This is a genomic window from Mycobacterium sp. 1081908.1 (assembly GCF_001673535.1).
Classification (GTDB): domain Bacteria; phylum Actinomycetota; class Actinomycetes; order Mycobacteriales; family Mycobacteriaceae; genus Mycobacterium.
The window spans coordinates 1-9,432 of sequence record NZ_LZLY01000116.1 but is presented as its reverse complement, the minus strand read 5'-3'; the positions used below and the strand labels follow the sequence as shown (position 1 = coordinate 9,432).

The window sequence follows — 9,432 nt, the reverse complement described above, 5'->3', positions numbered from 1 at the left end:
ATACAGCGCCAGGGTTTTGCCTTTGTCGAAGATCGCCAGGTAGTGGCGGGCGTGGCGGGCGAGGCGGATGACGTCGCTCATGGGCAGGATGGTGCCGCCGCCGGTCAGGGCGCGTCCGGCGGCGGCTTCGAGTTCGGCCAGGGTGGTGGTGAGGATGATTGAGGCGGGCAGCCCGTTGTGCTGGCCGAGTTTGCCCGATGCGAGCAGGGCGCGCAGCGCGGCCAGCATTGCGTCGTGGTTGCGTTGGGCGGCGCTGCGGGCGTCGGCGTCGATGGCCTCTTGGGCGGGTGTTCCGTCGACGCACGGCGTGTCGTCGTTCGGGTTGCACATGCCCGGGGCGGCCAGCTTGGCCAGCACGGCTTCGAGGGTGGCGCGCAGTTCGGGGGTGATCAGCGCGCGTAGCTCTGACATCCCGTCGGATTGTTGGTTGCCCAAGGTCAGCCCGCGCCGGCGGGCCCGGTCGGCGTCGGTGTAGTTGCCGTCGGGGTTGAGGCAGTCGGCCACCGTGTCGGCTAGTGCGCCCAGTTGTTCGGGACGAAACCGGGTGCCCTCGTGGGCCAGTTTGGCTTCGACCTGCTCGCGGGTGGCGGCGTCGATCCAGCCGGGCAGCTCGTGCCAGAACTTGCGGATCACCGCGACCTGGCCGGTGCCCAGGGTGCCGTCGCGTTGGGCCGCGGCCGTCGCGGCCAACACCGGCGCCAACGGTTCACCGGTCAGGCCGTGGCGCGGGCCCAGGTCGGCGGCTTCCTTGATGCGCCGGGCGGCTTCGGCGCGGGTGATCAGCGTGGCCTCGGCGATCGCATGCGAGAGCTTGCCGCCCAACTCCTCCGGGGTGGCCTGGCGGGCCACGGAATTGATCACCGGGTGTTCTAGGGACGGTATCCGCCGGCGCATCTTCTCGAAACGCTCGAGCAACGCGAGGTGCTCGCGGGTAGTCAACGCCTCGCAGTCAATCTTGGCCACCGTGTCGAAATCGGCTTCCCAGCGATCCAGCGCCGCCGAGAGCGCCTCCCGATCAACACCACCGTCAGCCATGCCCCGAAACTAACCACGCCCACCGACAAAAACCGCCGCCCTGAGACACCTGAAACCAAAGTGGCGCAAGTTCTTTGAAAACGCATCCATGATGCAACACTCAACGCATCTAGTATGCGGGTGTGACCGGCTCGTACACATACACGTTCGACGACATTCGCAACCGTCCGGTGGCGGTGGTCGGGGCGGGAACGCTGGGCCGCCGCATTGCGGTGATGTTCGCCAGCCGGGGCGGCACGGTGCGAATCCACGCGCGGCGTGCGGAGCAACTGGAAGCGGCCACCCAGTATGTGGCCGAGACCCTGCCAAGGGCGGTGCAGCAGCGGGGCTTTGGCGAAGTCGGCGTCGCGACGGGAACCGATTCACTCGCAGAGGCGCTCGACGACGCCTGGCTGGTGGTGGAGTCCGTCCCGGAAAGACTCGAGATCAAGATCCCGCTGTGGGGCGAGATCGACCGGGCGGCGCCGCCGGGCACGATCTTCGCGACCAACTCCTCGTCGTTCCCCTCGCGGCTGATGGCCGAAAACGTGCGCGACAAAACCCGTTTGTGCAACATGCATTTCTACATGCCACCGGAGCTCAGCGCGGTCGACCTGATGTCGGACGGTCAGACCGACCGCGGCCTGCTGGACACGCTGCTGGCCGTGCTGCCCGAGTTCGGCATCCGGCCCTTCGAGGCCCGCAAGGAATCCACCGGCTTCATCTTCAACCGCATCTGGGCGGCCATCAAACGCGAGTCGCTGGCCGTGGTCGCCGAAGGCGTGGCCCGGCCCGAGGACGTCGACGGGATGTTCAAGGCGAACTGGGGTGTGCCGGCCGGGCCGTTCCAGATGATGGACCTGGTGGGGCTCGACGTGGTCCTCGACATCGAAAACCATTACGCCGCAGAGTTTCCGCACCTACCGAAGAGCGTGCGGGACCTTTTGCAGTCCTACGTCGACGCCGGCAAGCTCGGCCTCAAGACCGGCGAGGGCTTCTACACCTACTGACTTGCCTTTTCAGTTGCTGAGCACCAGGCGCCACTGGCCGGCGGCCGTACGGTCGGGGACACACCAGAAGTTGTTCCAGTTCCCCGGCGTCGTGGCCTTCACGCCCGGCCCGGCGTCCTGGCAGGCCTCCCGGGTCGGATAGCTGCCCTCGGTCTGAATCGTGTCCGCCGCGGCGACGCCCACGCCGATGGTCATCAAACCCGACAGGGCCAGTACGGCGGCGGCGACAAATCGTTTCATATCGATCCTCCTGTGCTGCCCCGTTGAGCAGCGATGATGGCAGTGTAGTCAAGTGACTACGCCCGCACAAGGGCCTGGTTACGCCCGTCGGGCCAGGTGGTCCAGCGCGAGCCGGGCCGCGTTGGCGCCGCACATGCCGTGCGCCCCGGGCCCCGGCGGGGTGGCCGCCGAGCAGATGTACATCCCCGGCACGCCAATGGTGTAGGGCGACAGCGTGATTCGGGGTCCGAACGTCAGCTGGCGGATGTCCTTGGCGCCGGTCATGATGTCGCCGCCGTCATAGTTGGGGTTGAAGGTCGCCATCTCGGTGGTCGAGCGAACCGCCTGGCCGACAACGCGTTCGGCGAAGCCGGGGGCGAATCGTTCGATCTGGGCGACGATCACCCCGGTGGCGTCGCCGGCGTAGCCGTTGGGGACGTGCGCATAGGTCCACACCGGGTGCGTTTCGCCCACCGAGCGTTGCGGGTCCGCGAGGTACTGCTGGCCGACCAGGACGAACGGCCGCTCGGGCATCCGGCCGGCGTGGATCTCCCGCTCGGTCGCGGCCAGTTCGGCGTAGGTCCCCGCCAGGTGCACCGTGCCGGCCCGGCGCGCGTCCGGGTTCGTCCAGGGCACGCCGCCCTCGACGGCGAAGTCGACCTTGAACGCGCCCGGGCCGCGGCGAAACCTGCTGAAGGCGCGGGAAACCCGGCCCGGCAGGCGGTCTCCCAGAATCCCGGCGACCGCGCCCGGGGCGAGGTCGAACATGGTGATGTCCGCGGGCGGCAACTGCGCGGCCGCCTTGACCCGCACACCGGTCTCGATCTTGCCGCCCAGATCGGTCAGCAGCGCGGCCATGGCGTTGGCGATCGATTGCGAGCCGCCCTCGGCCACCGCCCAGCCGTGCCGGTGGCCCGCCGCGATCAGGCCCAAAGCGATGGCGGACGTCATAGGGTAGTGCAGCGGCCGAAAGGTATGCGCCGCAACGCCTCCGAACAACGCGCGGCCCTCTTCGGTGCGGAACAGCCGCGCGAACGTCGACCCCGGCAGCAGCGTGGGCGCACCGAACCGGGCCAGCATCAGCGGGTGATTGGGGAACCGCAGCAGTGGCCCCATGATGTCCTCGCTCAGGGCGTCGAACCGGGTGGCCGAGTAGCCGAACGCGAGCCGCCAGCGCCGCCCGTCGCGGCCCAGGCCGGCCGCGGTCTCGTCCACGGAGCGGTGCAGCACGCCGGCGCCGCCGTCGTCGAGGGGGTGCACGCAATCGATCTCGGGCCAGCGCCACGTCAGGCCATAGCGCTGCATGTCGAAGCGGCCCAGGAAGCTCGACCCGACGGCCATCGGGTGGATCGCGGAGCAGTGGTCGTGCAGCAGGCCCGGGACGATCGCCTCGCCACTGCGGGTGCCGCCGCCCACCTGGTCGGCCGCCTCGAGCAGCGTGACCCGCACGCCCTCGGCGGCCAGGCACACCGCGGCCGCCAGCCCGTTGGGCCCGGCACCCACCACCACCGCAGTTGTCATGGGTCCATCCAACAGGAATTTGGTTGGACGTCGTTCGCGGTACTCGCGCGCGATACCGAATCGTGTTGCCATCGACGTTCTCTTCGCGATTGTGACGGCGAATCATATTCACATGACAAATACCGATCAGACCGTGTTTGAAGGTCCACTTCGGCAGCTTGCTCGCAGCGCGTGGCAGCTGCTCCTGCTCATCGGCCTCGCCGCCGTGGCGCTGGGCGTCATCGTGCTGGTCTGGCCGGGCAAGACCCTGTTCGTCGCGGGTGTCCTGTTCGGCATCTACCTGGTGGTGTCCGGGATCGGATACATGTTCGCCGCCTTCGGCACGCACGCCGGGGTCGCGATGCGGGTGCTGTCGTTCATCACCGGCGTCGTGTCGCTGGTGGTGGGATTCTTCTGCTTCCGCGAAGAATTCGAGGCGGTCTGGCTGTTGGCCATCTGGATCGGCATCGGCTGGCTGTTCCGCGGGATGACGCTGCTCGCCGCGGCGTTGTCGTTCGACCACATGCCCGGCCGCGGTTGGCAGGCGCTGTCCGGTCTGATCATCGTGATCGGCGGCGCCGTCATGATCATCTCGCCGCTGCGCTCGATCGCGATCCTGACCCTGGTCGCCGGGTGGTGGCTGATCGTCATCGGCATCATGGACGTCATCACGGCGTTCCAGACCCGCAGCCGGGCCAAACACCTGACCGGGTAGGCCGCGCGCCGGGCGCGCGCATCACGTCGCCCGATGAGTTTGAGGCCCGCGCCGCCTCCGTATGGGTAAAGCGATCGTTTACCTTTCGGAGGAGAAGCGGATATGACGCAGGCGGGTTCGACGCGTTTCCTGATTGTGGGCGCGGCGGGAAGTCATGGGGCCACGGGCAACCACGTGGCGCGGCAGCTGCTCGAACGGGGGCTGCATGTTCGGGCGTTCGTCCGCCAAGCCGATGAACGGGCGAACGAGCTAACGAAACTCGGCGCCGAAATCGCGGTCGGCGATATTCGCGACTACGAGGCAGTGCGGGCAGCGCTGGATGGGGTGCAACGTTCGTACTTCACGTATCCGCTCGCCGACGGACTTCTCATTGCGACTGCGACCTTCGCCGCCGCCGGTAGGCAGGCGGGGTTGCAGTCGGTGGTCAACATGTCCCAGATCACGGCTCGCCCGGACCACGCGAGCCCGGCCGCGCGCCAACACTGGTTGGCGGAGCGCGTCCTCGACTGGTCTGGGATCGGCGTGACCCACCTGCGTCCTCCGTTCTTTCTGGAGAATCTGTTCAACGTCGCCGCCCCCACCATTCGGACCGACCACAAGATCTATCTGCCGTACGGCCAGGGGCGGCACGCCCCCATCGCGGGCGAAGACATCGCGCGGGTGGCCGTCGGCATCCTGACGAATCCCGCTGCGCACCAGGGCAAGACGTACGTGCCCACCGGTCCGGAGGCGTTGTCGATGACGGAACAGGCGGGCATTTTCAGTCAGGTACTGGGACGCCGCGTGGAGTACGTCGACATCCCGGTCGAGCGCTGGCGTCAGATCCTGTCCCAGGTCGATGTCATGACGCCGTGGCTGATCGAGCACCTGTCGCGGGTGGCCGAGAGCCACCAACACGGTGAATTCGACGCGGTGACCGATGTGGTCGAAACGATTGGCGAGGCGCCGCCCCAGTCGCTGGAGGCATTCGTTCGCAAAAACCAGATCGTGTTCGGGGCGCCGCAGGAGACCCGTCGAAACAGCTAGCGACGCAACGCCGTCCGGTGGCGATGAGTTTCGCCGCGTCGGATCCTCAGTAATGGCTGACAGGACGGGCCGCCCCGGCGGCTAGGAAAGGAGTACAACTATGAGCGCAACCCCCGCCGCCCAGCGGGATAATTCTCGAGGGCACAAGGCGTTTCGGGTTTTCCTGCGTGTCTATGGCGTCTTGACGCTGGCGATATTCGTATCGCTGTTCGTGGGCTTCATCGCGCAGTCGCCGCTGCTCGCGGAGCACGGCGGAGCGTTGAACTGGACGATCTGGAACGACGTGCGCTGCGGCAGTGAACATATGCACGTTCCGCCGATGCTGATGGTGATTTACATCGTGTGGGGGGTCTTTCTGCTGCGTGCCGCCGGCGACCCGCGCGGCTACGCGTCGTTTCTGAGCTTCACGATGTGGGCCAACCTCGCGCATGGGGTTTTGATGGCCGTGCAAGCAGGTACCGAGATGGATCATTACTGGAGCAAGTTTCTGACCGACATTCCATTTGTGCTGATCCTCGCGCTGGGAATCTACCTCTGGCGTCGCGCGGACAAAGCGCAATCATCGAGGGCAACCGACAAGATCGTGGCGTGAGGAATTCGGCGCGGGCAGCGTTGCAGCGCAAGCCGATTCGGGTCCGTCAGGCCCGGATGTCCGCGGTGACCGCCGCGGTCAGCCGGATCAGGTCGTGCGGGGAGACCGCGACGTCCCAGCCGCGCCGGCCCGCGCTGCAGTACACCCGCTCGAAGGCGAGCGCGCCGGCGTCGACGACGGTGGGCAGGCGCCGGCGTTGCCCGAACGGGGATACCGCGCCGACGACGTAGCCCGTGGCCCGTTGGGCGGCACCGGGTTCGGCCATGGCGGCCCTCGCCACCCCGAGCGCCGCGGCGGCGGCCTTGAGCGACAACTTCGCCGCCGCCGGGACCATCGCGACGGCCAGCCCGTCGGGCACGGCGATGATCAGCGTCTTGTAGACCTGCTCCGGTGCCACGCCGACCCGGCTCAGCGCCTCGACGGCCTCGACGCCGAACGACGATTCCCGGGGATCGTGATCGAACTTGACGATCTCATGCGGCACACCGGCTTTGACGAGCGCCGCGATGCCCGGTGTGGGCGCTTTCGGACTCAGGGACCCGTGTACCCGGGCGGGTTGACGCCGTCCACCCAGAAGTCGACGCCGAGCTGCGAACCCGGGATGCAGTCGTAGGCCGACAGGTCGGTGACGCCGGATTCCACCAGCACGTCCTCGCACAGCAGCATGTTGCCGGTGTACTCGCGGGCGGGCTTGTTGAGGATGACGTAGGCCGCGTCGGAGTACACCTCGGGCTTGCGGGCCCGCCCCATCGCCTCGTCGCCGCCGAGCAGGTTCTGCACCGCGGCGGTCGCCACCAGTGTGCGCGGCCACAACGTGTTGGAGGCGATGCCCTCGTCGCGCATCTCCTCGGCGATCCCCAGCGCGCACAGCGTCATCCCGAACTTGGCCATCATGTAGGCGGTCGGCTTCAACCACTCCTTGCCGAGCAGCACCGGCGGCGACAGCGTCAGGATGTGCGGGTTCTCCCGGCCCTTCAGGTGGGGGATGCAGGCCTGCGAGACGGCGTAGGTGCCGCGCACCTGGATGCCGTTCATCAGGTCGAACCGCTTCATCGGCACCTCGGTGATCGAACCCAGGTTGATCGCCGACGCGTTGTTCACGCAGATGTCGATGCCGCCGAACTGCTCGACGGTCTTGGCGACCGCGGCCTCGACCGAATCCGGGTCGCGGACGTCCCCGACGATCGGCAGCGCCTGCCCGCCCGCGTCCTCGAGCTCCTTGGCGGCCGTGTACACCGTGCCCGGCAGCTTGGGGTGCGGCTCGGCGGTCTTGGCGATCAGCGCGACGTTGGCGCCGTCCTGCGCGGCCCGTTTGGCGATCGCGAGGCCGATTCCGCGACTGGCGCCGGAGATGAACATGGTCTTGCCGTTCAGGGACATGGCGTCACATTAACGCCACGCGCGAACCGCCCCGATTCCGCCCGGGAAATAGCCGGCTGCCGGATGCTGTTAAAAGAGTCGGTTTCTGATGCAGATGCGCAGCCCGGACAGACACTGTCGGGGGCAGCCTTTAGATTGGGAGGAGCAGTTTGGTGCCAACCGCGACGTGCCTCATGGAGGACGAGCAGTTGAGCCGCTCGCTTGCGAGTTCGGCGGCGCTTTCGGCGCTGGCCGGCGACACCGCTGCAGAAGGGACCGTGTTAATCGAGATGGCCGATACCGACGGCGAGACGGGTCTACAGGCTGCCGAACCGGCGCCACTCCAGGAGACCGACGAGGAACTCACGGCGCGCTTCGAGCGCGACGCGATTCCGCTGCTGGACCAGCTCTACGGCGGCGCGCTGCGCATGACGCGCAACCCCGCCGACGCCGAGGATCTGCTGCAGGAAACGATGGTGAAGGCCTACGCCGGTTTCCGCTCGTTCCGGGCCGGCACGAACCTCAAGGCGTGGCTGTACCGCATCCTGACCAACACCTACATCAACAGCTACCGCAAGCGGCAGCGCCAGCCGGCGGAGTATCCGACCGAGGAGATCACCGACTGGCAGTTGGCGTCGAACGCCGAACATTCCTCGACCGGCCTGCGTTCGGCGGAGGTCGAGGCGCTCGAGGCGCTGCCCGACAACGAGATCAAGGAGGCGTTGCAGGCGTTGCCGGAGGAGTTCCGGATGGCCGTCTACTACGCCGACGTCGAGGGTTTCCCGTACAAGGAAATCGCCGAGATCATGGACACGCCCATCGGGACGGTAATGTCTCGGCTGCACCGCGGCAGACGTCAGCTGCGCGGTCTCCTGGCCGACGTGGCCAAGGAGCGCGGCTTCAACCGTGGCCAACATGCGCACGAGGAGGTGCCGTCATGAGCGAGTCTGCCGGCCCCGCCGAGCCGCGCGCCGACGACAGCCATTCCCACGGCCTGGGCTGCGCCGAGGTCATCGCCGAGGTATGGACCCTGCTCGACGGCGAGTGCACGCCCGAGGCGAAGGAGAGGCTGCGCCAGCACCTCGAGGCGTGCCCCGGCTGCTTCCAGCATTACGGGATCGAGGAGCGCCTCAAGGCGCTGATCGCGACCAAGTGCACCGGCGACAAGGCCCCCGAGGGCCTCAAGGAACGCCTCCGGCTGGAGATCCGCCGGACCACCATCATCCGCGGGATGGAGTAGCTACTCCGTCAGGAATTGGGCCGCTTGCCGTGGTTGGCCTTGCTGTACTTGCGGTCGCGCTTCTTCCGGCCACGCTTGGCCATCTGTCCGAACCTCCGTGATTGCGCATCGATCGGGCGCCGCGCACCCGTTAGCTTGTCTCACATTGTCGCACGCCCCGCGCGCCGCGGTCCCCACCGGTCCTATGGTTCGATATACATGAGCTCGATAGACCAGCAGCCAGCATGCGCCAATGACCAGGATGAGTGGGGTGAAGATGGCGGAGGATGTTCGCGCCGAGATCGTGGCCAGCGTGCTCGAGGTCGTCGTCAACGAGGGCGACTCGATCGGCAAGGGCGACATCGTGGTGCTGCTGGAGTCCATGAAGATGGAGATCCCGGTCCTGGCCGAAGTCGACGGCACCGTCAGCAAGGTGAGCGTGTCGGTGGGCGACGTCATTCAGGCGGGTGACCTCATCGCCGTGATCAGCTAGCGGTTGGATGTCCACTCTCGGTGACCTGCTTGCCGAGCACACGATGCTGCCGGGCAACGCGGTGGACCACCTGCACGCCGTGGTGGGGGAGTGGCAGCTGCTCGCCGACCTGTCCTTCGCCGACTACCTGATGTGGGTCCGCCGCGACGACGGCGTGCTGGTCTGCGTGGCGCAGTGCCGTCCGAACACCGCGCCCACCGTTCTGCAAACCGATGCCGTCGGCACCGTCGTCGCCGCCGACCGGCTGCCGCTCGTCGACGAGACCTTCCGGCCCGCCGCCACCAC

14 protein-coding genes are annotated in these 9,432 nt (G+C 67.5%); 8 read left to right on the top strand and 6 right to left on the bottom strand.

Translation table 11 applies throughout. The features are described from left to right. The coding region (locus A5655_RS18375; protein WP_067012371.1) for a 13E12 repeat family protein at positions 1 to 1,035 on the bottom strand (1,035 nt) is incomplete at its 3' end. 122 nt (positions 1,036 to 1,157) lie between these two features. Between A5655_RS18375 and A5655_RS18370 the strand changes: the two genes are divergently transcribed. Next, the gene (locus A5655_RS18370) at positions 1,158 to 2,024 is read left to right on the top strand and encodes a 3-hydroxyacyl-CoA dehydrogenase family protein (protein WP_067012369.1); all 867 of its coding nucleotides are present in this window, start codon (positions 1,158 to 1,160) and stop codon (positions 2,022 to 2,024) included. Between the two features lie 9 nt (positions 2,025 to 2,033). Here A5655_RS18370 and A5655_RS18365 read toward each other — a convergent pair whose 3' ends face one another. Together A5655_RS18365 and A5655_RS18360 are read right to left on the bottom strand one after the other, a co-directional pair. After that, entirely contained in the window at positions 2,034 to 2,264 is a 231-nt protein-coding gene (locus A5655_RS18365; RefSeq protein ID WP_156764924.1) for a hypothetical protein, read from the bottom strand. Between the two features lie 78 nt (positions 2,265 to 2,342). Further along, on the bottom strand, positions 2,343 to 3,764 hold the full coding sequence (locus A5655_RS18360) for an NAD(P)/FAD-dependent oxidoreductase (RefSeq protein WP_067012366.1): 1,422 nt from the start codon (positions 3,762 to 3,764) through the stop codon (positions 2,343 to 2,345). A gap of 112 nt (positions 3,765 to 3,876) precedes the next feature. On the opposite strand from A5655_RS18360, the gene A5655_RS18355 reads away from it, so the two are divergent. The 3 genes from A5655_RS18355 to A5655_RS18345 all read left to right on the top strand — a co-directional run bounded on the left by A5655_RS18355 (position 3,877) and on the right by A5655_RS18345 (position 6,076). Continuing rightward, positions 3,877 to 4,458 (top strand): HdeD family acid-resistance protein, encoded by a 582-nt coding sequence (locus A5655_RS18355; RefSeq protein WP_067012364.1) that lies wholly within the window; start codon positions 3,877 to 3,879, stop codon positions 4,456 to 4,458. Positions 4,459 to 4,560: 102 nt separating this feature from the next. After that, entirely contained in the window at positions 4,561 to 5,484 is a 924-nt protein-coding gene (locus A5655_RS18350) for an NmrA family NAD(P)-binding protein (protein ID WP_067012362.1), read from the top strand. A 100-nt stretch (positions 5,485 to 5,584) separates the two neighbouring features. Next, positions 5,585 to 6,076: a DUF6632 domain-containing protein gene (locus A5655_RS18345; protein WP_156764923.1), complete on the top strand. Its 492-nt coding sequence runs from the start codon at positions 5,585 to 5,587 to the stop codon at positions 6,074 to 6,076. A 46-nt stretch (positions 6,077 to 6,122) separates the two neighbouring features. Here the strand turns inward: A5655_RS18345 and A5655_RS18340 are convergent, their stop codons facing one another. Both A5655_RS18340 and A5655_RS18335 read right to left on the bottom strand, forming a co-directional pair. Then, positions 6,123 to 6,560 (bottom strand): YbaK/EbsC family protein, encoded by a 438-nt coding sequence (locus A5655_RS18340; protein ID WP_231999200.1) that lies wholly within the window; start codon positions 6,558 to 6,560, stop codon positions 6,123 to 6,125. A 47-nt stretch (positions 6,561 to 6,607) separates the two neighbouring features. Then, positions 6,608 to 7,456, bottom strand: coding sequence for an NAD(P)-dependent oxidoreductase (locus tag A5655_RS18335; RefSeq protein WP_067012358.1), 849 nt, complete (start codon positions 7,454 to 7,456; stop codon positions 6,608 to 6,610). A gap of 269 nt (positions 7,457 to 7,725) precedes the next feature. Here A5655_RS18335 and A5655_RS18330 point away from each other — a divergent pair, with 269 nt between their 5' ends. Both A5655_RS18330 and rsrA read left to right on the top strand, forming a co-directional pair. Continuing rightward, on the top strand, positions 7,726 to 8,376 hold the full coding sequence (locus tag A5655_RS18330; RefSeq protein WP_197508737.1) for a sigma-70 family RNA polymerase sigma factor: 651 nt from the start codon (positions 7,726 to 7,728) through the stop codon (positions 8,374 to 8,376). Next, positions 8,373 to 8,675: a mycothiol system anti-sigma-R factor gene (gene rsrA / locus A5655_RS18325; RefSeq protein WP_067012354.1), complete on the top strand. Its 303-nt coding sequence runs from the start codon at positions 8,373 to 8,375 to the stop codon at positions 8,673 to 8,675. The genes A5655_RS18330 and rsrA overlap by 4 nt, the downstream gene beginning before the upstream one ends. A gap of 8 nt (positions 8,676 to 8,683) precedes the next feature. Here rsrA and A5655_RS29435 read toward each other — a convergent pair whose 3' ends face one another. Continuing rightward, entirely contained in the window at positions 8,684 to 8,758 is a 75-nt protein-coding gene (locus A5655_RS29435) for a 50S ribosomal protein bL37 (protein ID WP_003416889.1), read from the bottom strand. A gap of 173 nt (positions 8,759 to 8,931) precedes the next feature. Between A5655_RS29435 and A5655_RS18320 the strand changes: the two genes are divergently transcribed. Both A5655_RS18320 and A5655_RS18315 read left to right on the top strand, forming a co-directional pair. Then, a complete protein-coding gene (locus tag A5655_RS18320) occupies positions 8,932 to 9,147 on the top strand; it encodes a biotin/lipoyl-binding carrier protein (RefSeq protein WP_066932464.1) in 216 nt (71 codons plus the stop codon). Between the two features lie 7 nt (positions 9,148 to 9,154). After that, on the top strand, positions 9,155 to 9,432 hold a 278-nt coding region (locus A5655_RS18315; protein ID WP_197508736.1), incomplete at its 3' end, for a histidine kinase N-terminal domain-containing protein.